The sequence below is a fragment of the Hyphomonas sp. J20-32 genome (assembly GCF_055808555.1).
The window spans coordinates 1518983-1544321 of record NZ_CM147873.1 but is presented as its reverse complement, the minus strand read 5'-3'; the positions used below and the strand labels follow the sequence as shown (position 1 = coordinate 1544321).

Annotated in this window: 26 protein-coding genes; 13 read left to right on the top strand and 13 right to left on the bottom strand. The window is 61.6% G+C overall.

The window, feature by feature from the left end; genetic code table 11:
* Positions 1-21: 21 nt before the first annotated feature.
* The 3 genes from AC0L7I_RS07745 to argF form a co-directional block, all read right to left on the bottom strand.
* Entirely contained in the window at positions 22-954 is a 933-nt protein-coding gene (locus AC0L7I_RS07745; RefSeq protein WP_473398981.1) for an Hsp33 family molecular chaperone HslO, read from the bottom strand.
* A gap of 74 nt (positions 955-1028) precedes the next feature.
* The gene (locus AC0L7I_RS07740) at positions 1029-1976 is read right to left on the bottom strand and encodes a radical SAM protein (protein WP_473398980.1); all 948 of its coding nucleotides are present in this window, start codon (positions 1974-1976) and stop codon (positions 1029-1031) included.
* Positions 1977-2049: 73 nt separating this feature from the next.
* The gene (gene argF, locus AC0L7I_RS07735; protein WP_473398979.1) at positions 2050-2988 is read right to left on the bottom strand and encodes an ornithine carbamoyltransferase; all 939 of its coding nucleotides are present in this window, start codon (positions 2986-2988) and stop codon (positions 2050-2052) included.
* Between the two features lie 206 nt (positions 2989-3194).
* On the opposite strand from argF, the gene AC0L7I_RS07730 reads away from it, so the two are divergent.
* The 3 genes from AC0L7I_RS07730 to AC0L7I_RS07720 all read left to right on the top strand — a co-directional run bounded on the left by AC0L7I_RS07730 (position 3195) and on the right by AC0L7I_RS07720 (position 5926).
* Positions 3195-3374 carry a hypothetical protein gene (locus AC0L7I_RS07730; RefSeq protein WP_473398978.1) on the top strand — a complete coding sequence of 60 codons (180 nt, stop codon included), beginning with the start codon at positions 3195-3197 and terminating at the stop codon, positions 3372-3374.
* A 195-nt stretch (positions 3375-3569) separates the two neighbouring features.
* The gene (locus tag AC0L7I_RS07725) at positions 3570-4784 is read left to right on the top strand and encodes a saccharopine dehydrogenase family protein (protein ID WP_473398977.1); all 1215 of its coding nucleotides are present in this window, start codon (positions 3570-3572) and stop codon (positions 4782-4784) included.
* Positions 4784-5926 (top strand): carboxynorspermidine decarboxylase, encoded by a 1143-nt coding sequence (locus AC0L7I_RS07720; protein ID WP_473398976.1) that lies wholly within the window; start codon positions 4784-4786, stop codon positions 5924-5926. Before AC0L7I_RS07725 ends, AC0L7I_RS07720 begins: the two co-directional genes overlap by 1 nt.
* Here AC0L7I_RS07720 and AC0L7I_RS07715 read toward each other — a convergent pair.
* The 3 genes from AC0L7I_RS07715 to AC0L7I_RS07705 all read right to left on the bottom strand — a co-directional run bounded on the left by AC0L7I_RS07715 (position 5923) and on the right by AC0L7I_RS07705 (position 8915).
* Positions 5923-6762, bottom strand: coding sequence for a thioesterase family protein (locus AC0L7I_RS07715; RefSeq protein WP_473398975.1), 840 nt, complete (start codon positions 6760-6762; stop codon positions 5923-5925). The genes AC0L7I_RS07720 and AC0L7I_RS07715 overlap by 4 nt on opposite strands.
* 122 nt (positions 6763-6884) lie before the next feature.
* The gene (locus AC0L7I_RS07710; RefSeq protein ID WP_473398974.1) at positions 6885-7718 is read right to left on the bottom strand and encodes a carbon-nitrogen hydrolase family protein; all 834 of its coding nucleotides are present in this window, start codon (positions 7716-7718) and stop codon (positions 6885-6887) included.
* Positions 7719-7724: 6 nt separating this feature from the next.
* On the bottom strand, positions 7725-8915 hold the full coding sequence (locus AC0L7I_RS07705; RefSeq protein ID WP_473398973.1) for an acetylornithine transaminase: 1191 nt from the start codon (positions 8913-8915) through the stop codon (positions 7725-7727).
* Between the two features lie 166 nt (positions 8916-9081).
* On the opposite strand from AC0L7I_RS07705, the gene AC0L7I_RS07700 reads away from it, so the two are divergent.
* Both AC0L7I_RS07700 and AC0L7I_RS07695 read left to right on the top strand, forming a co-directional pair.
* Positions 9082-9402: a hypothetical protein gene (locus AC0L7I_RS07700; RefSeq protein ID WP_473398972.1), complete on the top strand. Its 321-nt coding sequence runs from the start codon at positions 9082-9084 to the stop codon at positions 9400-9402.
* A gap of 84 nt (positions 9403-9486) precedes the next feature.
* Positions 9487-9906: a hypothetical protein gene (locus AC0L7I_RS07695; RefSeq protein WP_473398971.1), complete on the top strand. Its 420-nt coding sequence runs from the start codon at positions 9487-9489 to the stop codon at positions 9904-9906.
* Between the two features lie 292 nt (positions 9907-10198).
* Here AC0L7I_RS07695 and hisG read toward each other — a convergent pair whose 3' ends face one another.
* The 6 genes from hisG to AC0L7I_RS07665 all read right to left on the bottom strand — a co-directional run bounded on the left by hisG (position 10199) and on the right by AC0L7I_RS07665 (position 14977).
* Positions 10199-10945, bottom strand: a complete 747-nt coding sequence (hisG, locus tag AC0L7I_RS07690; RefSeq protein ID WP_473398970.1) for an ATP phosphoribosyltransferase — start codon at positions 10943-10945, stop codon at positions 10199-10201.
* On the bottom strand, positions 10942-12072 hold the full coding sequence (locus AC0L7I_RS07685) for an ATP phosphoribosyltransferase regulatory subunit (protein ID WP_473398969.1): 1131 nt from the start codon (positions 12070-12072) through the stop codon (positions 10942-10944). The genes hisG and AC0L7I_RS07685 overlap by 4 nt, the downstream gene beginning before the upstream one ends.
* Positions 12069-13541 carry a histidine--tRNA ligase gene (gene hisS, locus AC0L7I_RS07680; protein WP_473398968.1) on the bottom strand — a complete coding sequence of 491 codons (1473 nt, stop codon included), beginning with the start codon at positions 13539-13541 and terminating at the stop codon, positions 12069-12071. The genes AC0L7I_RS07685 and hisS overlap by 4 nt, the downstream gene beginning before the upstream one ends.
* Positions 13542-13606: 65 nt before the next feature.
* A complete protein-coding gene (locus AC0L7I_RS07675; protein ID WP_473398967.1) occupies positions 13607-14065 on the bottom strand; it encodes a PaaI family thioesterase in 459 nt (152 codons plus the stop codon).
* A gap of 66 nt (positions 14066-14131) precedes the next feature.
* Complete coding sequence (locus AC0L7I_RS07670; protein ID WP_473398966.1) at positions 14132-14308, bottom strand: rubredoxin; 177 nt, start codon at positions 14306-14308, stop codon at positions 14132-14134.
* A gap of 18 nt (positions 14309-14326) precedes the next feature.
* Positions 14327-14977 (bottom strand): TetR/AcrR family transcriptional regulator, encoded by a 651-nt coding sequence (locus tag AC0L7I_RS07665; protein WP_473398965.1) that lies wholly within the window; start codon positions 14975-14977, stop codon positions 14327-14329.
* 95 nt (positions 14978-15072) lie between these two features.
* Between AC0L7I_RS07665 and AC0L7I_RS07660 the strand changes: the two genes are divergently transcribed.
* Positions 15073-16347, top strand: coding sequence for a cytochrome P450 (locus AC0L7I_RS07660; protein ID WP_473398964.1), 1275 nt, complete (start codon positions 15073-15075; stop codon positions 16345-16347).
* Between the two features lie 3 nt (positions 16348-16350).
* On the opposite strand, the gene AC0L7I_RS07655 is transcribed toward AC0L7I_RS07660, so the two are convergent.
* Positions 16351-17712: an ABC1 kinase family protein gene (locus AC0L7I_RS07655; protein WP_473398963.1), complete on the bottom strand. Its 1362-nt coding sequence runs from the start codon at positions 17710-17712 to the stop codon at positions 16351-16353.
* A gap of 124 nt (positions 17713-17836) precedes the next feature.
* Between AC0L7I_RS07655 and AC0L7I_RS07650 the strand changes: the two genes are divergently transcribed.
* The 7 genes from AC0L7I_RS07650 (at position 17837) to AC0L7I_RS07620 (ending at position 25335) form a co-directional block, all read left to right on the top strand.
* Positions 17837-19015: a saccharopine dehydrogenase family protein gene (locus AC0L7I_RS07650; protein WP_473398962.1), complete on the top strand. Its 1179-nt coding sequence runs from the start codon at positions 17837-17839 to the stop codon at positions 19013-19015.
* Between the two features lie 215 nt (positions 19016-19230).
* A complete protein-coding gene (locus AC0L7I_RS07645) occupies positions 19231-20013 on the top strand; it encodes an enoyl-CoA hydratase (protein ID WP_473398961.1) in 783 nt (260 codons plus the stop codon).
* 105 nt (positions 20014-20118) lie between these two features.
* On the top strand, positions 20119-21192 hold the full coding sequence (locus tag AC0L7I_RS07640; protein ID WP_473398960.1) for an SPFH domain-containing protein: 1074 nt from the start codon (positions 20119-20121) through the stop codon (positions 21190-21192).
* A gap of 115 nt (positions 21193-21307) precedes the next feature.
* Positions 21308-21571, top strand: a complete 264-nt coding sequence (gene rpsT / locus AC0L7I_RS07635; protein WP_473398959.1) for a 30S ribosomal protein S20 — start codon at positions 21308-21310, stop codon at positions 21569-21571.
* Between the two features lie 559 nt (positions 21572-22130).
* On the top strand, positions 22131-23615 hold the full coding sequence (locus AC0L7I_RS07630; RefSeq protein ID WP_473398958.1) for a DnaA ATPase domain-containing protein: 1485 nt from the start codon (positions 22131-22133) through the stop codon (positions 23613-23615).
* Between the two features lie 198 nt (positions 23616-23813).
* Positions 23814-24935 carry a DNA polymerase III subunit beta gene (dnaN, locus tag AC0L7I_RS07625; protein ID WP_473398957.1) on the top strand — a complete coding sequence of 374 codons (1122 nt, stop codon included), beginning with the start codon at positions 23814-23816 and terminating at the stop codon, positions 24933-24935.
* Between the two features lie 4 nt (positions 24936-24939).
* Complete coding sequence (locus AC0L7I_RS07620) at positions 24940-25335, top strand: putative quinol monooxygenase (protein ID WP_473398956.1); 396 nt, start codon at positions 24940-24942, stop codon at positions 25333-25335.
* Positions 25336-25339: the final 4 nt, after the last annotated feature.

Sequence of the window (25339 nt, the reverse complement as noted above, 5' to 3'; positions counted from 1 at the left end):
CGGGCGGAACGCATGCGCTGCCTAGCTGACCGGGCCGGTGACCTTGTCGATCGGCACGACATATTGGCGGGCGCAGAACTGGCAGTCGATCACCAGGGTTCCGTCCGGTTCTACCATCTCGCGCAGGGCATCATCGGGCATCGACTCGAGAGTGCCTATCAGGCGGTCCTCGTTGCAGGTGCAACTGTCGACCAGACCGACCCGGTCCTCCATACGCACACCCTGCTCGTGGAACAGGCGGTAAAGGAGGTCGGGCACAGCCAGGTCCGGGTCGACGAGTTCGGCATCACTGAGCGTGCCGAAAAAGGCCTCGGCTTCGCGCCACACTTCTGATGTGTCCCCGCGCGCCTCATCGGCCGCGATACGCTGGACCATCATGCCCCCGGACACCCAGATCGGTGCTTCGCCTTTCCGGTCAAGTTCGGCAACCGTCAGCTTGATACGGCTCGGCACCTGTTCGGACTGGGTAAAATAGTCTTCAGCGCATTCCGACAGCGTGCCTTTTTCCAGCGGCACGATGCCTTGATAGGGCTGGATCGACGGATCGTCCTGGATGAGGATCAGTGCCAGGCGGCCGGATGGCCCAAACAGCTGCGGCATGTGCGGGGCGGCGCCCTTGTTGACCTTGTCGAGGTGGGCCCAGCGATCGGCATCGAACTTGGCATAGCCGCGAACACCGCCGTCGGTGCGATACTCGCCGACCAGCATCGACACAGGGCCATCACCTTCGGCCTGGACAAGTATCCGCCCCTCGAATTTCAGGGACGCTCCCACCATCGCGGCCAATGTCACCGCCTCGCCCAGTATCCGGGCGAGATGTGGCGGATAGTCGTGACGGTGCAGGATTGGCGACAGGCTGGCAGCACCCATGCGAACGGCCCGGCCGCGCACGGGGCGCTGGTCGATCTGGAAATTGACGACAAAGTCACTGTCAGGGTGGGCGGTATCTGGCATGGGCATGCTTTCAGGCGGGGCAGTTGAAGGCCCCATGTGGCAGCGCTGGACGGGTGCGACAAGGGGGTAGCCTGTCAGGCCGAGCAGCTGCCGCCGCCAAGCACGCAGAAGCTGGCGCACCAGGCATGGTTCAGGTGCACCGGATCCGCCGTCGCTTCGGCTAGCGTCGTACCGAGTTCAAACGCAGGATCGTCCACCAGCAACGTGCAGGCAGTGACGGTCGCTTGGGCTGCACCCTTGCGGCGAATGACCATACGCTGGCTGGCGCACATGATGTCTGCCGGATCCTTGCCGAGAATCTGCCAGCAGGCGGTGGTGATTTCCGGCGGATCGTCGCGGGCGATCATTTCCGGGAAGAGGACCAGCTGGGACGGGTCGCCAGGATCGAGGCGGAGTCCGAGGCGCGTCGCCAGCATGCCATAGGCAGCGCGGGCATCCGCTTCATCCTCATGAAGTGACTGGCGCCCGGCAAGCGCAACCTGAATGCCCTGCACTGCCAGCCATGCGAGCCCGTTGCTGGCTTCAGCGAAGGCACCTTCGCCGCGCTCGGCATCATGCAGGGCCGGGTCATGGGAATCGAGTGAGACGCGCAGGACAAGCCGGTCGCCGAAGCGGGCATGCAAGGCCTCAAGGCCTGCCTGGACACGGGGGCGCATCATCGGGCGCATGGCATTGGTCAGCAGCAGCAGGCGATGACCGCGCTGCAGGACCGCTTCCATGATCGGCAGGATATCCGGGCACATGAAAGGCTCGCCGCCCGTAATGCCGATCTCTTTCGTACCTTCGCCGAGCGCATCGATTTCGTCGAGGAAGGGCGTGACGTCCGACAGCTTCAGGTAGACCAGTCGGTCGTTCGAGGGCGAACTCAGGATGTAACAATTCGCGCATTCGATATTGCAGAGCGTGCCGGTGTTCAGCCACAGCGTCTTGAGCCCCCGCCAATCCACGCTGGCGCGCACCTCGCCCTTCGCTGTCGTGACGGGATCAGAGAATTTTTCGCGCGGAAAGATCGTGTCAGCCATGGACGCTGTGTATCCGCAGGCACGGGCGGCAGGCCAGCGCGTTCGCGCAGTCGTGATGCCAGCGTGAAACCATTTACTTGTCCAGGCACCAGCGCAGGATCGCCTTTTGGGCGTGCAGACGGTTCTCGGCCTCGTCCCAGACCAGAGAATTCGGCCCGTCGATAATATCGGCATCCACTTCCTCGCCGCGATGGGCCGGCAGGCAGTGAAGGAATTTCGCGCCGCCGGTCGCGAGCTCCATCAGGTCCGCCGTTACAGCGTAGGGTTCGAGGACTTCAAGGCGGCGTTCGGCATCCTGGTCGCCCATGGACACGAACGTGTCGGCGATCACGACATCGGCGCCGGTGACGGCTTCCTCGGCTGTCTCATACAGGTCGATCCGCGCCTGAAGTTCGCGTGCGATTTCGACATCCTCGTCGTCCGGCGCAAAACGTGCCGGTGTTCCGACAGCCAGCGAAAAACCGAACTTGGCCGCCGCATGCAGGAAACTCGCACAGACATTGTTGCCGTCGCCTACCCATGCGATGCGGGCGCCGCGCAGGGTCAGGCCCGCTTCTTCAAGTGTCTGCAGGTCAGCCATGATCTGGCAAGGGTGCGAGCGGTCCGTCAGCCCGTTGATCACCGGCACGCTGGCAAACTCGGCAAACGTTTCGACATCGCTATGATCGTTGGCACGGATCATGACGGCGTCGACATAGCGCGACAGGACGCGGGCGGTGTCTTCGATGGTCTCGCCGCGTCCAAGCTGCATGTCATTGCTGGTGGCCGTAATCGAACTGCCCCCCAGCTGGCGCATCGCCATGTCGAAGGAAAAGCGGGTACGGGTGGACGATTTCTCGAAGATCATCGCCAGCGTGTGCCCCTCAAGCGGCGCGCCTGTATCGACCCTGCCCTTCGGCCACCCGGCCCTCGCCTTCTTGGCCCGGTGCGCCTCGTCCAGGATGGAACGCAACTCGGCCGAATCCAGGTGCCAAATGTCGAGGAAATGGCGCGGAGCCGAGTTTGTATGCATGCGCGGGCGCTCCCGTTGGAAAAAGAAGCGCGGGAGATAGCGCGTTTCATGGCTGAGCGCCAGTAAAGCGCCCGTTGAGGATAGCTGGGCGTTAAGATTACGTCATATTTTGCGAATGACTTGCAAGAGCAGAGGCCCTGTGCCACATTGTTTTGAGAATGAGTCGCAAATTGAACGGACGGAGGACTTGAACGATGTGCCTACCCATGGATGACACCGCAATGCTGTGCTGGCTGAAACAGCAGGTGCGGGTACTCGAAGCCTGGCGCGAGGAACTCGCCTGCCGGTCCGAGATCGAAGTCACGACCGTGACCCGTCTGGAGCGCCACTATGCCTGGCTGACAAGTGAAGTATCCCGGCTCGACCGACCGCTAAGGGCCGCCTGAGCTGCTCCTTTGCCGCAGCGCTGGGGACGGATAGCGCGTTTCCTCCCAGACGCCATTCCCGGCGTTGCGGCAATACCGGATTGCGCATTTGGCCCTCCCTGCCAACTGACATGTCTCTACTGGCGAAGCCCGCCGGTTTGCCCTATGTGACGGACAAGCCCACCGGCCCCTCTAGCCTCAGGAGAGACAGGACACATGGACACCGTACTCATTATCGGCGCCGGCGCTGCCGGGTCTGTCGTCGCGCAGAAATGCGCCATGGACCGCGACACGTTCAAGCATATCACACTGGCCTCGCGCCGCTTGGAAAGCTGCGAGAAAGTCGCCAAGCTCTGCAAGACGCCGATCGAGATCGCGCAGGTCGACGCCGACAACGTCGCCGAGGTTGTCGCGCTTATCAACAAGGTGAAGCCGGATCTCCTGATCAACATGGCCCTGCCCTACCAGGACCTGCCGATCATGGACGCCTGCGTCGAGACCGGCACCAATTACATGGACACCGCCAATTACGAACCACGCGACGTCGCCAAGTTCGAATACCATTGGCAATGGGCCTATCAGGACAAGTTCGTCGAGAAGGGCATCACCGCCATTCTCGGCTGCGGCTTCGATCCCGGCGTGTCGAACATCTGGTGCGCCTATGCCCAGCAGGAATTGTTCGACGAGATCGACTATATCGACATTGTCGACTGCAATGCCGGCGACCACGGCAAGACGTTCGCGACCAACTTCAACCCGGAAATCAACATCCGCGAAGTGACGCAGGACGGGAAATACTGGAAAGACGGCAAGTGGATCGAAATCCCCGCGCTCTCGATTCGGTGCGACATCGACTATCCCGAAGTCGGCCCACGTGCGTCCTACCTGATCTATCACGAGGAAGAGGAAAGCCTGGTCAAGAACATCAAGGGCCTGAAACAGATCCGCTTCTGGATGACGTTCGGCCCCGAATACATCAAGCACCTGGAAGTATTCAAATCCATCGGCCTGATCGGGCTCAAACCGATCAAGCACAAGGGCATGGACATCGTGCCGATGGAATTCCTCAAGGACCTGTTGCCCGTGCCATCGTCCCTTGCTGAAGGCTATACCGGCAAGACCAGCATCGGCGTGATCATCCGTGGCAAGAAGGATGGCAAGCCGATGACGAAGATGCTCTACAACGTCTCCGACCATGCCGAGACCAACCGGGAAGTCTCCGCGCAAGCCGTCTCCTACACGACCGGCGTGCCGCCTGTGTCCGGCGCGAAAATGTTCTTCGACGGCATCTGGAGCGGCAAGGGCGTATTCAACGTCGAACAGTTCCCGGCCAAGCCCTTCCTCGACGACGTCGCCAAACGCGGCCTGCCGACGACGATTGTGGACCTAAAGCCGGGCGAGCAAGACGAACTGTTCGCTGTTAGAACCTGATGCCCAGCGAACTTCCCGAGGGCGTTTCATCGCCTGTCTTCATTCTCGACGTTGCCCGTCTCCGGACAAACCTGGAGACGGCCCAGCGGGTACGCGAGGCAGCGGGTTGCAAGGTGCTGCTCGCCACCAAGGCGTTCGCCATGCCGGCCGTGTTCCCGATGATGCGTGACTATCTCGATGGCACGACCGCCAGCGGTGAGCATGAAGCCATCATGGGCCATGAGGAATTCGGCAAGGAAGTGCACGTCTATTCGCCCGCCTACACGCAAGACGAAGTGGAGCGCCTGACCAAGGTCGCCCAGCACATCTATTTCAATTCCGCCGAACAACTCGCCCGCTTCGGTGCGATTGCGCGCGGCGCAGGCTGCAAGGTCGGCCTGCGGGTGAATCCCGGCTATTCCAACGCGACGCTGGGCGGCGACCTCTACAATCCGACCGCCCCCGGCAGCCGCTTCGGCGAAGTGCCGGGCATGCTGGACAGTGTCGACTGGTCCGTCGTCGACATCTTCCACGTGCACGCCCTGTGCGAGAGCCTCCACGAAGGCTCGGTCGGCCTGATCGAATTCGTCGCCGAGAATTTCGGGAAGTATATCGAGCAAGTCTCAGCCGTGAATTTCGGCGGCGGGCATTTCCTCAACAAGCCGGGCTATGACGTCGATGCCCTTATCGCAGCCATCAAGGCGTTCAGGGCGAAGTTCGGCGTCGAGGTCGTGCTGGAGCCAGGTGCGGGACTCGTCGTCAACACGGGCGAGCTCTATGCCACAGTCCTCGCGCTCCACCGCAACGAGATGGATCTCGCCATCCTCGACGCCTCGGCCTCGACGCATATGCCGGACGTCCTCGAAGTTCCATACCGGCCCGACATTATCGGCGCAGGCGAGGCGGGCGAACTCGCCCACACGTACCGCCTCGGCGGCAAGACCTGCATGACGGGCGACGTGATCGGCGACTATTCCTTCCCCGAACCACTCGTGCCCGGCCAGCAGCTGATCTTCACCGACCAGATGCACTACAGCTTCGTCAAGACGAACACGTTCAACGGCACGCCGCTCGCCAATCTCGCTGTGCGCTGGGAAGACGGCGTGGTCGAACCGCTCACCGATTTCGGCTACGAGGAATTCCGCAGGCGCCTGGGGCGCTAGGCACCCGGCCTCGGCAAGCACATCAACTGCGAAGTTCCGCTGACCAGCAACCGGCCGTCCAGATCGTGAATCTCGCCATCGGTCGACATGAGCCCGCCCTCGGCAATCCCTGCGCGAGTTCGCATATGTAGCCATTCAGCTTCGGTGGTCGGGCGGTGAAAGCGATAGTGGTAGTCCATGTTCGGGGCGATCCACGGCGACGGGTCATCGTCCGGATGTGCGGGGTATTGCGCCAGCCAGCCATAGGAATCCAGCAGGAGCATGGCCCGCGCCGCATCAACGAACGTGTTCTCCGCCTTAGCCCTTGGCCGGAAACGGTAAAGCCCCGTGAGCTCCGGGTCGCGCGGCGAATCTCCCGCCTCCGGCATGCCCTTGATCGGGCGCTGTTCGATACGATGAAAGAATGGATGAGCCGGATTGTCCGGGTACAGCTCTTCATGGCTCTTGAGCGACTCAAGTTGCGGTATGTTCTCAAGGCGTGATGCATCATGCTGAAGCCCTGGCGACTCATTGAGAACAGTCCACACGTGGCACATCAAAATGGGATTGTCGTCCTGCATCAGGTCGACCCTCAGGAGTTCGCTGCGCCGCCCCGACTTCACAGTATCGATGCGCAGTTCGGCGGTTCCATACTTGCCCATGCGGAGAAAATGGCAGGTCATGCTTGCAGGACGCGGAAGCGCGGCTGCCTCTCCTGCTGCGCGCAAGGCCAACGCAGAAATGAACCCGCCCGCCGGGCTCCACAACCCCCAGTCGGGACGAAGATTTACAGACCAACGCTGGTCATCGAAACGGTCAAGCCGTGTCGCCGCCTCAAAGTCATCAACGCGCTCCATAATTTCCCCGCTGAAATTTCTCGTTCCCGACTTTGAACCCAAACAATCGTGACGACAAATTAAAGCGGGATGCAAGCAAAGTTACGCCTCAAAACGCCCACGCAAATGCAGCTGAGGTGTCACTATTGCAGGTCGAGATTGAACACTTGATCGTTGCGGAGCGACGGAATCCGCGCCCGTGCTTTCGCGACCTGAGTGAGGTCAAGGTCGGTCCAGATGACTCCCGGTGTGTCGCCATCTGCTTCCGCGAGGATTTCACCCCAGGGCGAGATGATCAGCGAGTGGCCATAGGTCTCGCGGCCGTCCTCATGCTTGCCGCCCTGCGCGGGGGCGATCACGAAACAACCTGTCTCAATGGCCCGCGCGCGCAGCATCACATGCCAGTGCGCCTCACCTGTCACGCGCGTGAACGCAGCGGGCACAGTCAGGATTTGCGCGCCTGCTTGGGCCAGCGTTCGGTAAAGCCCCGGAAAGCGAACATCGTAGCATATGGTCATGCCGATCTGGCCGAAAGCGGTCGAAACGAGCCGCGCGGAATCGCCGGGCCGATACGCGCGAGATTCGCGATAGGTCTGACCGTCGCCAACCTCGACATCGAACATGTGGATCTTGTCGTACTGCGCGGCGACCTTTCCATCCGGCTGGATCAGGAAAGAGCGATTGGCAAATCGGTCCTCGTCCTCAAGGGCAACGGCTATCGAGCCGAGCAGGAGCCAGACGCCCAGTTCGTCCGCCAGCGCGCGGAACGCCGCCAGCGTCGCGTCCTCATCCTGCGCAACAATCTTCGGCCGCGCCATGCCCGGACGAATATCGAGAAGGTTCGTCATCTCCGGCGTGGCGATGAACGTGGCGCCGGCATCCTCGGCCTGCCGCACGCGCGCTATGGCAGATGCTATGTTCGGCGCCACCTCGGTGCCGGATCGCATCTGCACACAGGCTACGCGGAGCAGTTCCATAGCGGCCTAGGCTGGCTCCCACTCCGACAATGCCGCGTCCATGATGCTGGTCGCTTCGCGCACATGCTCGTCCGTGATGATGAGCGGCGGCGCCATGCGCAGCACATTCGCACCGGCAACACCCACCAGCAGGTTCTTGTCGCGGCAGAGGCCCTGGAGCGACTTCGGCTCTGCCTTCATCTTGAGGCCGGTGAGGAGTCCCTTGCCCGTGACGCCTTCCACCTTGTCCGGGTGACTGTCGGCAAGGCTCTTCAGACCCTGCGCCAGCGTGCCCGACACGCGGCGCACCTCGGCGAGGAAATCCTCATTCGCGATCGTGTCCCAGACCACGTTGCCAACGGCCATGGCGAGCGGGTTACCGCCATAGGTCGATCCATGGCTGCCGGGCTGCATATGCTCGCCGCAGGCTTCGGTCGTCAGGCAGGCGCCGAACGGGAAGCCGCCGCCGATGCCTTTCGCGGCGCACAGGATGTCAGGTTCGGCGCCCTCCACCCAGTCGTGCGCGAACAGTTTACCGGTCCGGCCCATGCCGCACTGGACTTCGTCGAAGATCAGCACGAGGCCGCGTTCGTCGCATATTTCCCGCATCCGCTTCAGCTGCTCGTCCGGCAAGGCGCGCACACCGCCTTCGCCCTGCACGGGCTCGATGAAGATGGCCGCAGCCGTCGGCCGGGCAGCCGCCTCTTCGAGTGCGTCCATGTCACCCCATTCGAGGTGGACGAAACCGGGCAGCGGCGGGCCGAATCCTTCAAGGTATTTCGGGTTGCCACCGGCATTGATCGCGCCCAGCGAACGGCCATGGAAGGCCCCCGTGAACGTGATGATGTCGATCCGCTCTTCGCGGCCATTGGCCCAATGATACTTGCGCGCGCTCTTGATCGCACATTCCACGGCTTCCGTGCCGGAATTCGTGAAGAAGACGCGGTCGGCAAACGTGTCGCGGCAAATCTTGTCGGCCAGCTGCTCGGCGGCAGGCACGCGGAACATGTTCGACGTGTGCCACAGCTTGCCAGCCTGGTCGCGCAAGGCATCCACCATCGCCGGATGGGCGTGGCCGAGCGCCGTCACCGCGATGCCGGCGATGAAGTCGAGATAACGGGTGCCGTCCTCGGTGAAGAGGTACGGGCCCTTCCCTTCGACAAACACCTCTTCCGGCGGGCGGTAGACAGGCATGATGTGCTGGCGTGGATCGGTCATGAATTCTCCCTGCGGTTCGCAAGTCTGCGTGTTGGCGCGTACGCTTGGCGAGACGCTGACCTGAAGTCAACTCATGCACCGCTGATCATGAGCTAGTTAGCGTGACAATGACATGCCGCCGGGATAGGATTTCAACCACAGGAAACACAAAAGCCGGAGGCAACCTATGATGAAACCCGCCCTGATTGCCGCGCTATCCAGTCTGCTCGCCCTGCCGGCCTTCGCTCAGCTCTCCAACGCCGAGCCAGACCAGCGCGCCGATCCAGGCGACGCACAAGTGGTTGTTTTGGGCGCGGAGGGCACCATCCTGACAGGTGAATCGGCCATCTCGCCGCCAGAGGCCGTTCAGGACATGAGTGTCCATGGCCAGACCGGCCATATCGATCCCGTCATGCGCGAAGGCGACCGGCTGGTCCTTGAGCCTCTCGTCAACCGGATCGGCGTGGACAGTGGCAGCGTGGTCGAGACCGTACCTGTCTCCAAATAGGAGTCCAGGCTCAGCTCCCCTCACACAGCGGTAACTTTGTGAACATAAAACCGCGCGGGCAGCTGGAGTGATCAAGCGGGCGCCATGCTCAAAGTCAGCATCGTGGATTTCGTCGTGATTCTCGCATCAGCGCCTGCTCACGTTCAGGCCGCGCAGGGGCACGGTCGGCGCGTGATCGATATGCTTGACGAGCCGTCTGCAACCTGTGCTGGCCAGCCAGTCCTCCGCAAACGAATCGTCCAGCCCCGTCCGGATGGCCACCAGAGGGTGAGCGAAATGCTGATAGCGCCGGTCGCAGAAACAGATTCGATGCCCGACCTGCAGAAGCGATCATCCGTACGGACGGCCCTTCGAAACAACCAGGCAGAACCGGCTGTTCTGGAGCGTGCTGCGCGGGCGAAAGGCATTAGCCAAACCGCCCCGCCGGATGGCACCATACGGATATTCCGCATCGTTCCGAAAGGCGGAGATGGCGGCACACTCATCTCAATTACAAAAGATTAATTGAAAAACGATAATAATGCTTGACGATTATCGATAACCCCATATTGTTAATCGGGAAGCCGAGGCGGTCCGGACACAATGTCCAAAACGCCCCCTACCTCACCTGAGCCGTTGTTTCGGTTCGTCTTGGCTCTCATCTGCGCCTTGTGTTTCCCCTGGCACGCGGCGGACTTCACAACTTGAACACACCTCCGAAACGGAAAGAGGCGCAAGACCTGAAACCGGGTCTCGCGCCTCTCCACCGTTTGCAGCGTTTCCTCCCAGAAACTTGCCTGTTCATAGGTCACCAGTTTCACAGTTGTGTCAAGAATGTGTTCAACAAATTTTTAGCATTGGGGGTTGAACTCGGCTCGAGGCGTTCCAGAAGGTGTGAGCACGATGCCCGCGCCGCCTCGCTCCAGTCTGCTGTCGGCGACAATGCGAACGACGCTTCGCTCTTGAGAATGACACCGTCATCCAGGATCTTCAAGCCGTTTGCACGCAGGGTAGCACCCGTCGACGTGATATCCACAATAACATCGGCCGCCCCGGTCGCCGGAGCCGCCTCCGTCGCCCCGGCGCTCTCGACCAGGCGATATTCTCCGACCGATTTCGCGGCAAAGAACCTCCGGGTCAGGCGCATGTACTTTGTCGCAACCCTTAGGCGACGGTGGTGCAACTTCCGGAAGGCTGCCCCGGCTGCTTCAAGGTCGGCCATCGTATCAACGTCAAGCCAGGCCTGCGGCACGGCGACGATCACATCAGCGCCGCCAAACCCAAGCTGACGGACAACCCGGAAGTCACCCGCACCTTCCGGCGCCAGATCGTGCAACAGGTCTTCGCCCGTCACGCCCGCATGCAGGCTGCCCTCAATCAGCCCCTGCGCAATCTCGCGGGCGGACAGGAGACGCATTTCAACATCACCCAGACCCGAGATTTCGGCCTGGTAGCCACGCTCGCCGCCAATCTGGCTGACAGGGAATCCGAGTTCCGAAAGCCATTGTTCGGTCTGGTCCTTGAGGCGGCCCTTGGACGGAATGGCAAAGGACAGTTTGCTCATGACACACTCTCCCGCGCACGGACAACACGGTCGGGCCGGACAACGCCGCCGATGCCCGAGGCTTTCGCCCGCGCACCCGACAGGCCCGCAATCAGCCCGTCATAGCGCCCGCCAGAGGCGATCGGTTGTCGCTCGCTGAGCGCGCCCGCGAACATCTCGAACACGAATCCATCATAATAGGTGAACCGCCGGCCAAAGCCTGACCGAAACCTGCCAGCCTCGCCAATGCGCGGCACCGCTGCGATGATCGCGTCCACCCGGCGCGCAAGGCGCTCAATGACAGGATCAACCGCCGCAAGGCCGTGTTCTCGCGCGATGCCCGAAAGCGCGGCTGCCGTATCTGGCGCGGCACAGTTCACACTGGCCAGCGCAACAATCGCCCGGCGGGCGTCTTCAGGCACCCCGCCAGCATCGGCAGCAGCAGCCTTGGCCTTCAGGCCGTCAATGATCTCACCCACAGAACGTGTGCCGATCATCGGGATGGACCGGTCACGGAGCGCATCAAGAAACATCGTTTCGGCTGCTTCCGGCGCGGCGCCCGACAAGCGGTGGGCCAGGTCGACTTCCGGTGCCGATGGCGCACCCGCCAACAGCTCAGCCACGCCGCCATCCTGGCGGAAGGCCCGCTTCAGCAGGTCCGACGTCACCCGTGCCAGTCCCAGCGCATCAACAAAGGCTGGGAAGACGGCAAGGTCGCCCATGATCATCCGCCAGTCATTGATGTCGCAAGCCGCGACAGCTGACTGCACAAGCGCGAATGCGTCCGCATCCTCCTCAGGCGTCGACGGGCGTCCGAAACGTTCGAAACCCACTTGCGTGAATTCCATCGGATCGTCGGGCGATGCCGGCAGGCGGAAGGCCCGCGCCGCATACGTATAGGCTTGTGGTCCATTCCAGCCCAACGCGAGGCGCTCGGCTTCCAGCCCTGCAACCGGCAAGGTAAGGTCCGGGCGCATCACCATTTCATTGCCGCGATGATCGGTGAAGACACAGAGGCGTGCGCGCACGGCTTCGCCGGACAATTCTAGCGGAATGTCGGACGCAAGAACATAAGCGGGGTCGACCGGCTGCGCGCCCGTGCGCGCAAAGACTGCGCTCGCCGCTTCGACAACCTGCTCCGGCGTCATCCCTGCGCCTCAACGATGTTGCGGACCGCAGCAACCAGTTCGGCACGCGGCACTTCGATCTGGCCGGGCCGCGCTTCGCGATATTCCTCGTTCGACTGGATCGCCTTGGCCTTCAGGGCACCCATTTCGAGATCCTTGATCGTGACCGTACCCTTGGCGAGTTCATCGCCGCCCACCATGACCACGGCTGGCGCGCCGCGACGGTCGGCATACTTCATTTGCGGGCGCATGCCTGAAGGGCCCATATAGGCCTCGGCCCGAAGGCCGGCGCGGCGAAGTTCGGCGGCAATCTCAAGCGCCACGGACGGGTTTTCCTTGTCGAGGTTCAGTACCACAACCGGACCGTCCAGCTTTGTCGTTTCACCCATGATGGCGAGCGCCGAAGCGAGGCGCGAGATGCCGATGGAAAAGCCGGTTGCCGGAACGGTCTCACCGGTAAAACGGGCAACCAGGTCATCATAACGCCCGCCACCGCCAATCGATCCGATGCGGTAAGTCTTGCCATCCTCACCCACGACTTCGCGCAGGAGTTCGGCCTCATAAACAGGGCCGGTATAGTATTCCAGGCCACGCACGACGGACGGATCGATAACCACATCGCCTTCCGGCGCACCCAGTGCTTCCAGCGCAACGGCAATGGCTTCGAGTTCAGCTAGTCCCGCTTTGCCTTCTTCGCTATTGCCCGCTGCTTTCGAAAGATTGGCCAATGTTTCTGCCCGCGTCTTCGCGCCGGCTTCGGCAAAGGCCAGCACGGCTTTGACTTCCACCTCGCCGAGCCCAGCGCCCTTAGTGAAGTCCCCGCTCTCATCGAGACGGCCCTTGCCGAGCAAGTCGGCAACGCCGCCCGAACCCAGACGGTCGAGCTTGTCGAGTGCGCGCAGGATCGCGAGGCGTGTGCCGGCAGAAGCCGCTCCCACGCTGTCGAGCACGCCGTTCAGCAAGCGACGCGTATTCACGCGGATCACGAATTCGCCGGTCTCCATGCCAACCGCGCGCAGGGCTTCGGCCCCCATCGCAATCATCTCGGCGTCGGCATGAAAGCCGGGCGCGCCTATCGTGTCAGCATCGCACTGCCAGAACTCGCGGAAGCGGCCGGGGCCGGGCTTCTCGTTGCGCCAGACAGGGCCAGCCGCATAGCGCCGGAAGGGACGCCCAAGCGTCTGGCCTGCCTCGGCGACAAACCGCGCAAGCGGCGCCGTGAGGTCATAGCGCAGGGCCAGCCATTGCTCGTCATCGTCCTGAAGCGAAAAGACACCTGCATTCGGGCGGTCATCATCGGGCAGGAATTTGCCCAGCGCATCGGCATATTCGAAGGCCCCTGTTTCCAGCGCTTCAAAGCCCCACTGGCGATAGACGGCGGTGACCGTTTCCACGAGCTGGGCCTGCGCATGGATCAGCCCCTCGCGCCTGTCGGGAAAGCCGCGCGGCTTGCGAGCGAGATCCTTGCCGGTAAGGGGGGCATCAGACATGGGTATGGGCCTTTGTGAGTTCCGGCGCCCGCACTAGCGGACAGGGGGAGACGGGGCAAGGCCGATCAGGGCTGGCCCCGGCCGGGCATGCCTTCGCGGCGCGGGATCAGCTTGAAGATGCCAGTGCCACGCATCAGCAGCTTGTCACCCGTCCATATACGGCCTTCAACGGTCACCACATCGTCGGCTACGCCGATAACCTTGCCATTGCCTTCGACGAAGCTGCCAAGGGTCGCGCCGGACAGGAAATCACACATGAGGCGGATCGTGACCCACCAGGTGTCTTCATTCTTTTCCACAGCGCCGCCCCAGGCCATGTCGGCAAACGTCATCAACATGCCGCCATGCGCGTTCATCATGCCATTGGTATGGTGCTCCTCGACCTTGAAGGCACGGGTCAGGCCGGTCGCGTCGCGTTTCTCGAACAGCGGCCCCACTTGGCGGCCAAACCCCCGGTGCCATGGCAGGTGCACATAGCCGGCAGGAATGTCGAACGTTTGGCTTCTGGTAAAATCATCGGTCATGTCCAGCCGATTAGCGCCGCTGGTGCCACAAGGCCAGCCCCTGCGCACGGAATCTCTTCCCGGTGCCTAGAGCTCGATCATGTCGAAATCCGACTTGGGGGTTCCGCACAATGGGCAAATCCAGTCATCAGGTATGTCCGCCCAGCGCGTACCGGGCGCGAGCCCCTCATTCGGATCGCCTTCTGCCTCCTCATAGATGTAACCGCATGTGCGGCACTGCCATACTTTAAACGCCTCGCTCATGCCTTCCCCCATTCCTTCTCAAACCGGCGCCAGGCGCGCGCGGAGTGACTGAATCAGCGCATCCCGAATAGGTGCGATCTGCGTATCCGGATCGATAAGGCTTTGCATGCGCAGGCCCATCAGGGCGCAGCCCGTCATCAGGCCAATCCCGTCTGCATCAGCGTCGGCGCGGATATCGCCAGCTGCCTGCCCACGCTCTATGATACTGCGGATCAGCACACGCTCGATCTCATGGGATTCCGCAAACGCCTCGCGCGTATCGATCTGGTCGGCGACCGAAGCGGCGAGCAGCATGAAATAGGCCCGGGCCTCTTCATGCCCTTCAAGCGACTGGCAGTGCAGGCTGACAAAGGCACATAGAGCGGACAAGCCATCCATATCATCGACATGATCGCGGTCGAGCGCCTCGTCCTGCCAGCCGTGCAGGTAGGCGATCAGCGCACGGATCAGGCCGTCCTTGGAACCGAAGCGCTGGGTAACGAGGCCGCGCGAAAAGCCAGCCTCTTTCGCGATGGTTTCGAACGTTGCAGCCGAGACGCCCTGTTCGGACACCACCCGCATGGTCGCCTCAAGCAACTCCCGCTCGGACCTGTCGCGCCGTTCCGCCTGGGTCAGGCGACCGGAGCTTGGAGTGGCACTTGGGCAGATGGCGGTTTTCGTCTCGGACATGGCTTCGCCTAACATATTTGTTGGTTGTATAGCAAGTATATGATAGGTGGATTTGCAGAGGGGGCCGCCAGCCGCTCCCATATCCGGAGGACTCCATGACCATACCCGCCCATATCGCCGAAGCCGTTGTTGATCCCAAAGCCTATGCCGACTGGGACAGGTCGCACGAGGCATTTGCCTGGCTGCGCAAGAATGCCCCGCTTGATGTCGCCGAAATCGAGGGCTTCGATCCCTTCTGGGTGGTCTCCCGCCACGCCGACATTCTCAATATCGAACGCCAGAACGACCTGTTCCATAATGAAGACCGGTCAGCGACACTGACGACGATCGAGGCCGACCAGAAGGTGCGCGCCATGATGGGCGGATCGCCTAATCTCCTGCGTTCCTTGGTGCAGATGGATAACCCTGACCATATGCAGTATCGCCGCCTGACGCAGGCTTGGTTCATGCCGCAGAACCTCCGCAAACTGGAAGATCGCATTCGAGACATCGCCCGCGGCTTTATCGACAAGATGGCCGCCAAGGGCACCGAGTGCGACTTCGCCCGCGATGTCGCATTCCTTTATCCGCTGCATGTGATCATGGAAGTGCTGGGCGTGCCGGAGATCGACGAACCGCGTATGCTGAAGCTGACGCAGGAATTGTTCGGCGCACAGGACCCGGAAGTGAACCGGTCAGGCGCCGAGGTCGAGAGTACGGATGCCGGCCTTGCCAATATACAGGCCACGGTCGCCGATTTTTTTGAATACTTCGTGGCGATGACCGAAGACCGCCGGAAGAACCCGCGCGAAGACCTTGCCAGTGTCATCGCGAACGGCGCGGTCTACGACCAGCCGCTCGGCCATCTCGAAGCGATGAGCTATTACATCATCGCCGCCACGGCTGGCCACGATACCACGTCCAACACAACAGGCGGCGCGCTCTGGGCGCTGGCGGAGAATCCGGACCAGTTCCGGAAAGTGAAGGACGACCTGTCGCTGATCCCCTCCATGGTCGAGGAATCGATCCGGTGGGAGACGCCGGTGAAGCACTTCATGCGCACCGCCACCGCCGACACGGAAGTCGCCGGCAAGAAGATCAAGAAGTTCGACTGGCTGTTCCTCGCCTATCCGTCCGGCAACCGCGACGAAGATGTCTTCGACGATCCCTACACGTTCAAGGTTGACCGCTCCCCCAACAAGCACGTCGCCTTCGGCTATGGTGCGCATGTCTGCCTCGGCCAGCATCTCGCCCGCATGGAAATGCGCCTCCTTTGGGAAGAGCTGCTGCCGCGCCTTGAGTCCGTGGAACTGAACGGCACGCCGACCCGCGTGCAGGCGAACTTCGTCTCGGGCCCCAAATCGATCCCGATCCGCTTCAAGATGCGCTAGGTCTCAGGCCAGGCCGGCCGCTTTCAGCGCGTCGGCCTGGCGCATTGCCACAGCCTTGACGTCAAACCCTTCAAGGCTGTCTTCGAAGAGGCGGTGATAGTTCACTTCCGCCTTCAGGCGCAGGTAGGCGGCGCCGAGGCCAATCGCGGCCCTGTCCATGAACACGAATTCGCGGGGGATCTTCACCGGGCCTTTCTCCTTGAGCAGCTTGCGCACCTGGAACGCTTCCTTGCGCCCATACTCGCCGGCCGACACGCCATCGGCGACACTGCGCACCCGGTCGTCGAGCAGCGGGCCATAGATGAAGCGCGCCCAGATATTGAGCACTTCGACCAGTTCGCGTGACAGGTTCTGGAAGCCCCATTTCTCATAGGCGGCATAGGCCGCATCGAAATCGTCACGCAGCATGGCGCGGTAGAGATCAACCACGCCTTCCACGAATGTCGGCGGGAAGACGCGGATGCAGCCGAAATCGAGCAAGTTGATGCCCGTGCCCCCACCGGTAACCTGGTAGTTGCCGAGATGGGGGTCGCCATGGATCACGGCATGGCCGTTGAATGGCCCCCACCAGGTCCAGAACAGCATCTCGGCGATATGGTTGCGGGTCTCCTGCGCTGCGTCCTCGAACGCATCAAGGCGTTCGCCGTCGAGCCAGGTCATGGTCAGGAGGCGATCGGTCGACAGCTCTGGCACAGGCTCCGGCACCTGGACGAATTCCTTGCCAGCGAGCATCCCTGCGTAGAGCGCCATATGTTTCGCCTCGCGCCCGTAATCGAGTTCCTCGCGGAGACGATCGGTCACTTCACCAACCAGCTCGGTCAGGTCGATCGACCCATCCATACGCTTGAACAGGCCGAGCATCGCCTTCAATTGGCCGACATCGGACTCCACGGCGCTCGACATGTCGGGATATTGCAGCTTGCAGGCGACCCGACGCCCGTCGTGCAAGCGTGCATCATGCACCTGCCCCAACGATGCCGCGTGGGATGCCTCCTTCTGGAAGTCATCGAATTTGGACAGCCAGTCCGGGCCGAGTTCGGCGCGCATCCGGCGCTTGACGAAAGGCCAGCCCATCGCGGGCGCCTGAGCCTGGAGCTGGCCAAGCTCAGTGGCATATTCAGGCGGCAGGAAGTCCGGGATGGTTGACACCATCTGGGCGACTTTCATCAACGGCCCCTTGGACCGCCCCAGAGCGGCGGCCAGCGCCCTGGCGATCCGCTCATCGCCCTGGTTCCCACCGAACAGGGTATTGGCCGCAAAGCTGATACCGGCGCCGGACAGGTTTGCGCCCACTTTCGCCGTGCGCGCGAGTCGCCCGCTCAATCGGTTGCGTTCCGGATCGGGCTCGTCGGGCAGATCGGTCATTCATGCGATATAGGCGGTTTCCTGCCCGTTGGCAGGTGCGACATTTGCAAAAGACGGGCATGGCGGTTGCGGCGGCCGCACGAGTAAGGCAAGTCTGATGCCTGAATGCGCTGGAGGCCGCCCCATGAACTCGTCTGCAAACTATGATGTCGTTATCTATGGGGCCACCGGATTCACCGGGCGCCTGGTCGCCGAGTACATGAATGCCACCTATGGCGTCGGCAAGGATGTGAGCTGGGCCATGGCCGGACGGTCGCTCGACAAACTCAAGGCCGTGCGCGACGAGATGGGCATCCCGAAATCGGTCGATCTGATCGTCGCCGACGCGTCCGACCCGGCGTCGCTGGACGCAATGGTCAAGTCTGCCCGCTGCATCTTGACGACCGTCGGCCCCTACCAGCTCTACGGCACGCCCCTCGTCGAGGCCTGCGCCACCAATGGCACCGACTATGTCGATCTCTCCGGCGAAGTCGCATGGATGCATGACATGATCGCAGCCTACGAAGACACAGCCCGCAAGAGCGGCGCGCGCATCGTGTTCTCTTGCGGCTTTGACTCCATTCCTTTCGATCTCGGCGTCCTGTTCCTCCAGAATGAGGCAATGCGCGAGTTCGGCACTCCCGCCGTGCGCGTGAAGGGGCGCATGCGCAAGATGAAGGGCACCTTCTCCGGCGGCACCGCAGCCTCGGGCCGCGAAACAATGGCCCGGGCCATGCGCGACCCGGCCGTCATGGCCGTATTGCGCAATCCCTTCTCGCTGACCGGCGGTTTTGAAGGGCCGGAACAGCCACACGGCGTGTCCGTCCATGAGGACGAGGATTTCGGATCCTGGGTCGCGCCGTTCATCATGGCGCCGATCAATACCAAGAACATCCATCGTTCCAACGCGATCATGGGCCACCCCTATGGCAGCGACTTTGTTTATGACGAAATGATGCTGACGGGCCCCGGCGAGGCGGGCAAGGCAGCGGCCGAGATAGTCGCCAAGAGCAACACGATGGGCCGCGAAGGCGGCCCGAAACCCGGCGAAGGCCCTTCGAAAGAAGAGCGCGAGGCCGGTCTGTATGATTTCGCCCTGCTCGGCATCACCAAAAACGGCGATCGTATCAGGGCCACCGTCACGGGCGACAAGGATCCGGGCTATGGGTCGACATCGAAGATTATCTCCGAAGCTGCAATCTGTCTGGTCAAGGATTGCACCGACGTCGGCGGCGGCATTTACACGCCTGCCGCTGCCATGGGCCTCACTCTGGTTGGCCGCCTTCAGTCACATGCCGGATTGACGTTCAACATCGACAAATGAGGCAAAAGGGTGACAAGCCTCCTTTTTTCAGGCTATAGCGCCCGCGTCCGCTCCTGATCGCGGTCGCAACTCGAGAGCCGTTAACCGCCTCAACTTCGTCGGAACCGAAGATCCGACCATGCGCAGCCCCCAAAAAATCAACCAATCCGGCAGCTGCGACCAGAACGCCAGCGCCAATGGCCGGGAAACCGGTCGCAAGAAGGACACGTCGCCCCATGTCGTACAATACACTGCTGACAGAGTCTGATCCTGAAACCGGCGTCGCCGTTATCACGCTGAACCGGCCCGACCAGCTCAACGCCCTCAACGACGAGATGATGTCGGAACTGACGCATGCCATCGACCGCTTCGAAGCCGACAAGGATATCGGCTGCATCGTCCTGACCGGCTCGCGTAAGGCCTTTTCCGGCGGCGCAGACGTACGCGAAATCATGGATCAGGATTATCCTGCCGCCTATTATGAAGACCTGATCACCCGCAATTGGGAGCGCGCATCGAGCGCCCGCAAGCCATTGATCGCCGCCGTCAGCGGCTACGCCGTCGGTGGCGGCTGCGAACTGGCCATGATGTGCGACATCGTCATTGCAGCTGACTCCGCCCGTTTCGGCCAACCCGAAATTCGCCTCGGCGTGATGCCGGGGGCTGGCGGAACGCAGCGGCTTGCACGTTTTGTCGGAAAGTCCAAAGCCATGGAACTCTGCCTGACCGGACGGATGATGGAAGCAGCAGAGGCTGAGCGTTGCGGCCTGGTTGCACGGGTCGTGCCCGCAGACGACCTGATGGACGTCGTGCGCGAGATGGCACGTACGATTGCCGCGATGCCCCGTGCGGCAGCCATGATGACGAAAGAGGCCATCAACGCTGCCTATGAAACCCCGATGTCACAAGGTATCCGCTTCGAACGGCGCCTGTTCCAGTCGCTGTTTGCGACTGAGGACCAGAAGGAAGGCATGTCCGCCTATGTCGAGAAACGCTCGGCTCACTTCAAGGACCGCTAGGCTGCTCGCAGCTGCCTGAGCAGGGCCGCTATTCTCTTTGCGCGAAAGTGTTGTTACCCTTGGCCCACTCAGGGGATGGGGCGGCTTTGCAGCAGGGTGTAGCTCATGGCAGAGGTAGGCGCAGTATCAACGAGCCTGATTATCAGTGTGCTTGTGGCGTTGCTCGTGATCGGCGGCACCGTCGCCGCCTTGGCGTACAACGCACGCGGCCCATTCCTAATGCCTGCGGATGACGACACTTACCTGGTTCGCGGGCCAGACGGGCGCATCCATGCCCTCACGGCAGACATGAAGGTCAAGGTCGACGATCCGCGCATCGTTCAGTTCCAGCACCGCCAGCACCTGCGCTTTCCCGTTTACGATCCGCGGTTCAATTCGCTCGCGCATGACCATCTGGTGACAGATGCGGGCGCTATCTCCCTGCGTATCCACACGACCACGCCCTTCCCTTTCACGGCGGTGACGAATGACGGGCATCTCGTGACGGTGACTCCATCGGTGAGTTTTTGCGTGAATAGGGACCGCGTGACGGATCTCGCCCGTCTGGGCGATTTCGGCGATCAGTTCGAACGGCGCATCCGCTCGGCATTTTCCGGTGCGATCGGTCGGCGCAAGGATGAACAATTGCGCGAAAGCCACCACGAGATTGAACGTGAAGTGACCGAAGAACTGGCCGGCATGGAATCCGGCACGGGAGACTTGGGCGTACCCCTGGGTGTCAGCGTATTCGAAGCTAGGTTCAGCTATCGCGATGGGTCGACACTCCCCACAGAAGTCGTGGTGTCCCCCGGCGCAATGACGCCGGATAGTGGCGCAAGCCTGACCGAGGGCACTGGCGGCGATACGACAGTGCCTCCCCAGCGCGTAGCGCTGGCGCAGGCCGCTCCGCTCGGGGACACGGTTTCTCGCAACGTCGAGACGCCCGGCGCCATGCAGTTCCTCGGTACTGAACTCGACAAGCTGCTCGATCAGTTCCGTGATCGCAGTCCTGAACAAATCTCCGCCCTTCTGAGCCTCATGGAGATGCAGACCCGTCAGAACATTGTCTCAATGCTCAGCAAATCCGGCGGCCTTGTTGTATTCTCGGCGAAGGAACTGGGGCTCAAAGGCAATCAGGCGCTGACAGATCGGCTGAGCGCAATGGCCGCCGAGACTGAGGAACCGCCGGAAACCGAGTAGCAGCCCCCTACAGGAGCAGTTTTCTGTCAGCCCCCCAGTTGACGCGTTCACACCGTTTATGTATGCCCCCGCCTTCAGCTTGAGGGAGGTCTCCCTCCGGCTTCAGGAGTTTGATATGGCCAATACCCGTTCCGCCAAGAAGATGGTCCGCAAGATTGCGGCTCGCACCGAGGTCAACAAGGCGCGCCGCTCGCGTGTGCGCACTTATGTCCGCAAAGTCGAGGAAGCCATCGAAGCAGGCGATAAGTCCGCTGCACAGGACGCCCTGCGCGTTGCACAGCCCGAGCTGATGCGCGCTGTCACCAAGGGCGTCATGCACAAGAATACGTCATCCCGCAAAGTCTCGCGCCTCTCGGCCCGCGTCAACGCAATGGCCTGAAGCCTTCCCGGTTTCAAGTTCGACGAAAAAAATCAAGGCCCGCCCGGCTCACGCCTGGCGGGCTTTTTCTTACCTCGAATTCAGGATCCGGAGACTCGCGAACGCACCCCGGATGTGTTTTAATGGGAATGCCTCTTAGGTCGCAGTTTTTGCATTTTTGCGCATTCCGGCGAGGCAGGTCTGCAAGAATGCGTCGCCTGAATTACGTACAATATTTTATCGCTAACAAATTCTCGAATTTCACAGCCAAATTCCCATGAGTGGTGTTGACAGAACATAAGCGAACAATTGCACTGAATGACTCACTCACAAAAAAATTGCACAATCTAAGCGGCTGATTTTGATGCAATTTTGGTTGCCTAAGCCAAGAGTCAACTGGCCAATTCCCGCTGTCAAAAAAAAGATACACTTGTCAGAAAAACAGCGCGAAGTTAGTTTGGGGATACCAGCTAATAACTCTCCCTGCACGGAGTATTTACGGGGCCCAGATGGTGATCTGGAGGGAGAGTTGCGTGCCTGCTGGTCAGGACGAAACATAACAAGAAAATGGGGCTCGGCGATGGACCGAAATACACTTTTTGATTCTGAGCATGGCGTAGAGTTTTCGGGCACGGAAAAAGTCAACAATCTCCCAGGCCAGGCCATCTGGCAAAAGGTCCGGGAGACGCTCGCAACCGTCTTGAACGCAACCGACTATGATCGTTGGATCGAAGACCTGCGCCTGATCGCAGAAGTCGATGGCGAAATGGTGATCGCGGCCCGCGATCCCCTCGCCTATGACCGCGTCTTGGCCGAGCACAAGCGGCTTATCCAGCGCACGTGGCGCGACCATGATCCCGCCCGCCGCGGCATCCGGCTGGAGTGCTGGCGCAACGCCCGCGCCGAAGTACGCGATCTTGTCTCGGACCCATGGGCGGAAGCCGCTTCGGCGCTGCAACCGGAAAGCGCGGCTGCCTCTGGTGGCGACGGCGGCTCGACAACAATCGCACCCGGCGCGAAGGGCGCACCGAACATGACGTTCGAAACACTGGTCACAGGCCAGTCGAACGAGATTGCCGTGCAACTCGCCCAACGGATTGCGGCCGGGCAAACGGTCGGCACCTCGACGACGCTGATCTATGGCCGTCAGGGCACCGGCAAGACGCACATCCTTTTGGCATTGAAGAACAGGGTCGAGGCGCAGGACCCCGACCGGGTCGTTGTCTACCTCACGGCCGAGGAATTCATGTCCGCCTATCATGATGGCGTGAAGGTGAAGGACACGAGCGGGCTGAAAAAGCGCCTGCGTTCGGCGACGCTGCTTCTGATCGACGACCTGCACCGTATCGCCGGCAAGCCGGGTACCGAGACCGAGCTTTACCAGAACATCCGTGAAGTCACCGGCAATGGCGGTCTCGTGGTTCTGGCGGGTGATGAAGCCCCCGGCGACGTAACGGGTTTCGGCCCTCGCATGCGGGCAGAGCTGAAAGGCTCAATCGCTGTGGAAGTCGGCCTGCCGGACGCTGACATGCGCCGCGAGATTCTGGTGCGCCTGGCGGCTCATATCGAAGCCGGTCATCCGGACTTCGTGCTCACCGACGAAATGATCGCACGCATCAATGCCGGCATTCGCGGCCCGGGCCGCGAACTCACCGGCGCAATCTGGAGCCTCTATACAGAAGCCGGCTTCGGAGAGCGTGCGCCGACGATGGACATGCTCGACCGCGTGATCCGTCGCCATCAGGGAGAAGTCAAAGTGCCGACGATCGAACTCGTCAAACGCGCCACGATGAAGGTGTTCGGCATCTCCAAGAGCGATCTTGAAAGCCCGTGCAAGGCCCGCGCGGTTGTCTATCCCCGTCAGGTGGCGATGTATGTTTGCCGTGAGAAAACCGGCAAGTCGCTGCCGCAGATCGGTCACAGCTTCGGCAAGCGTGACCACACGACAATCCTCTACGCCCACCGGAAAGTGTCGAAGAATATCGCATCGGATCCGGAACTTGCAGGTGACATCGCACGTGTCACCGAAGCAATCTTCGAGCTCCAGGCGGCAGGCGCGAACTAGAACCGCCAGGTTGCCTTTGGGCATCGCCGGATCGGCGCTTGGCTTTTCCGCCCGATTGTTTAAGGGTTCTTAGCCCGCTCTCCACCGGAGGGCGGGCTGATTCTGCCCCGGGCCCCCTGCCCGGCTGGCACGGACCAGCCAAATGAATTTGATCAGGAAGACAGGCGCACTGGGCGCCGGTGATGGACGGACCAGCAGATGAAACTTACCATTGAACGCAGCGATCTCCTCAATGCCCTCTCGCATGTGCAGAATGTCGTCGAGCGCCGCAACACCATTCCAATCCTGTCGAACGTATTGCTGCAGGCCAGCAAGGGCGAACTGAAGCTGACCGCGACCGATCTCGATATCGAAGCCGTCGACAGCGCCGACGCGAAAGTCGGCCGTGAAGGCGCCGTGACCGCTCCTGCCGGCACATTGTTCGACGTGATCCGCAAGCTGCCCGCCGGCGCCGAGGTCGAGCTGGAAACCCAGCCTGACAACCAGCGTCTGGCCATCCGCGCCGGTCGTTCGCACTTTGAGTTGCCGACCCTGCCGGCCTCCGACTTCCAGACGATGAGCGGCGACGACGGCGCGACGGCCTTTTCGGTCGATGCCAAGGATCTTGCCCGCCTGATCGACAAGACCCGGTTCGCGATCTCGACCGAAGAGACCCGCTACTACCTCAATGGTGTCTACCTGCACGGCGCCAAGAACGAGGACGGCAAGGCAGTTCTCCGCACAGTCGCGACTGATGGTCACCGTCTGGCGCTCGCCGAGATATTGGCTCCCAAGGGCTCGGAAAACCTTGAAGGCGTCATCGTGCCGCGCAAGGCCGTTGCCGAAGCCCGCCGCCTCATCGACGCGGTCGACGGCGATGTCGATATCGAAGTGTCCGACACGAAGATCGTCGTCCGCGCAGGCCGCGCAGTGCTGACATCGAAACTGATCGACGGATCCTTCCCGGACTATGCCCGCGTCATTCCCAAGGGCAATGACAAGAAACTCGTCGTCGACAACAAGTCGTTCGAAGCGGCCGTTGACCGCGTGTCGACGGTCTCGGCCGAGCGCTCGCGTTCGGTGAAAATGTCGGTGGCCGACGGCAAGCTGACGCTCGCTGTCAGCCACGCAGAGACAGGCGCTGGCAATGAAGAGCTCGAAGCCGAGTACAGCTCCGACGCGATGGAGATCGGCTTCAATGCCAAGTACCTGCTCGATATCGCCGGACAGATCGAGGCCGATACGGTCGAGTTCATGTTCAACGATCCGGCGTCTCCCGCGCTCGTGCTTGATCCATCCGATGATTCCGCACGCTACGTGCTGATGCCACTGCGAGTTTGACTTCGTGATCCTGGCGCTGCACCGCCGCCGGTTTCTGACCGGCGCGATAGCAACAGCCAGCATCGGCGCATGTGCATCACCCGCGGTACGGAACAACACGATGTATGGACTGATCGGAAAATTCACCTCCACAGACGGCGATCGCGATCGTCTGTCAGCTATCTTGCTAAATGGCCTGCGCGATATGCCCGGCTGCCTCAGCTATATCGTCGCCAATGATCCCGGCGATCCCAACGCGCTCTGGATTACGGAAGTGTGGGATAGTGCAGACAGTCACAAGGCCAGCCTCGGACTTCCTTCTGTTCAGGCTGCCATCAAGGAAGGTCGGCCCCTTATCGCCAGCATGCAGCAGGTCGCCGAAACGACGCCTTTGGGCGGCCACGGCTTGGCGACGAAATGACTTC

Excerpts from the sequence above, each read along its gene's own strand:
- argF (WP_473398979.1), bottom strand. The coding sequence starts at position 2,988 with ATGCATACAAACTCGGCTCCGCGCCATTTCCTCGACATTTGGCACCTG.
- AC0L7I_RS07655 (WP_473398963.1), bottom strand. The coding sequence starts at position 17,712 with ATGACCGATCTGCCCGACGAGCCCGATCCGGAACGCAACCGATTGAGC.
- AC0L7I_RS07670 (WP_473398966.1), bottom strand. The coding sequence starts at position 14,308 with ATGAGCGAGGCGTTTAAAGTATGGCAGTGCCGCACATGCGGTTACATC.
- AC0L7I_RS07660 (WP_473398964.1), top strand. The coding sequence starts at position 15,073 with ATGACCATACCCGCCCATATCGCCGAAGCCGTTGTTGATCCCAAAGCC.
- hisG (WP_473398970.1), bottom strand. The coding sequence starts at position 10,945 with ATGAGCAAACTGTCCTTTGCCATTCCGTCCAAGGGCCGCCTCAAGGAC.
- AC0L7I_RS07650 (WP_473398962.1), top strand. The coding sequence starts at position 17,837 with ATGAACTCGTCTGCAAACTATGATGTCGTTATCTATGGGGCCACCGGA.
- AC0L7I_RS07715 (WP_473398975.1), bottom strand. The coding sequence starts at position 6,762 with ATGGAGCGCGTTGATGACTTTGAGGCGGCGACACGGCTTGACCGTTTC.
- AC0L7I_RS07720 (WP_473398976.1), top strand. The coding sequence starts at position 4,784 with ATGCCCAGCGAACTTCCCGAGGGCGTTTCATCGCCTGTCTTCATTCTC.
- AC0L7I_RS07645 (WP_473398961.1), top strand. The coding sequence starts at position 19,231 with ATGTCGTACAATACACTGCTGACAGAGTCTGATCCTGAAACCGGCGTC.
- AC0L7I_RS07630 (WP_473398958.1), top strand. The coding sequence starts at position 22,131 with ATGGACCGAAATACACTTTTTGATTCTGAGCATGGCGTAGAGTTTTCG.
- AC0L7I_RS07700 (WP_473398972.1), top strand. The coding sequence starts at position 9,082 with ATGATGAAACCCGCCCTGATTGCCGCGCTATCCAGTCTGCTCGCCCTG.
- AC0L7I_RS07705 (WP_473398973.1), bottom strand. The coding sequence starts at position 8,915 with ATGACCGATCCACGCCAGCACATCATGCCTGTCTACCGCCCGCCGGAA.
- AC0L7I_RS07675 (WP_473398967.1), bottom strand. The coding sequence starts at position 14,065 with ATGACCGATGATTTTACCAGAAGCCAAACGTTCGACATTCCTGCCGGC.
- AC0L7I_RS07740 (WP_473398980.1), bottom strand. The coding sequence starts at position 1,976 with ATGGCTGACACGATCTTTCCGCGCGAAAAATTCTCTGATCCCGTCACG.
- AC0L7I_RS07685 (WP_473398969.1), bottom strand. The coding sequence starts at position 12,072 with ATGACGCCGGAGCAGGTTGTCGAAGCGGCGAGCGCAGTCTTTGCGCGC.
- AC0L7I_RS07665 (WP_473398965.1), bottom strand. The coding sequence starts at position 14,977 with ATGTCCGAGACGAAAACCGCCATCTGCCCAAGTGCCACTCCAAGCTCC.
- AC0L7I_RS07640 (WP_473398960.1), top strand. The coding sequence starts at position 20,119 with ATGGCAGAGGTAGGCGCAGTATCAACGAGCCTGATTATCAGTGTGCTT.
- dnaN (WP_473398957.1), top strand. The coding sequence starts at position 23,814 with ATGAAACTTACCATTGAACGCAGCGATCTCCTCAATGCCCTCTCGCAT.
- AC0L7I_RS07725 (WP_473398977.1), top strand. The coding sequence starts at position 3,570 with ATGGACACCGTACTCATTATCGGCGCCGGCGCTGCCGGGTCTGTCGTC.
- hisS (WP_473398968.1), bottom strand. The coding sequence starts at position 13,541 with ATGTCTGATGCCCCCCTTACCGGCAAGGATCTCGCTCGCAAGCCGCGC.
- AC0L7I_RS07730 (WP_473398978.1), top strand. The coding sequence starts at position 3,195 with ATGGATGACACCGCAATGCTGTGCTGGCTGAAACAGCAGGTGCGGGTA.
- AC0L7I_RS07695 (WP_473398971.1), top strand. The coding sequence starts at position 9,487 with ATGCTCAAAGTCAGCATCGTGGATTTCGTCGTGATTCTCGCATCAGCG.
- AC0L7I_RS07710 (WP_473398974.1), bottom strand. The coding sequence starts at position 7,718 with ATGGAACTGCTCCGCGTAGCCTGTGTGCAGATGCGATCCGGCACCGAG.
- AC0L7I_RS07745 (WP_473398981.1), bottom strand. The coding sequence starts at position 954 with ATGCCAGATACCGCCCACCCTGACAGTGACTTTGTCGTCAATTTCCAG.
- rpsT (WP_473398959.1), top strand. The coding sequence starts at position 21,308 with ATGGCCAATACCCGTTCCGCCAAGAAGATGGTCCGCAAGATTGCGGCT.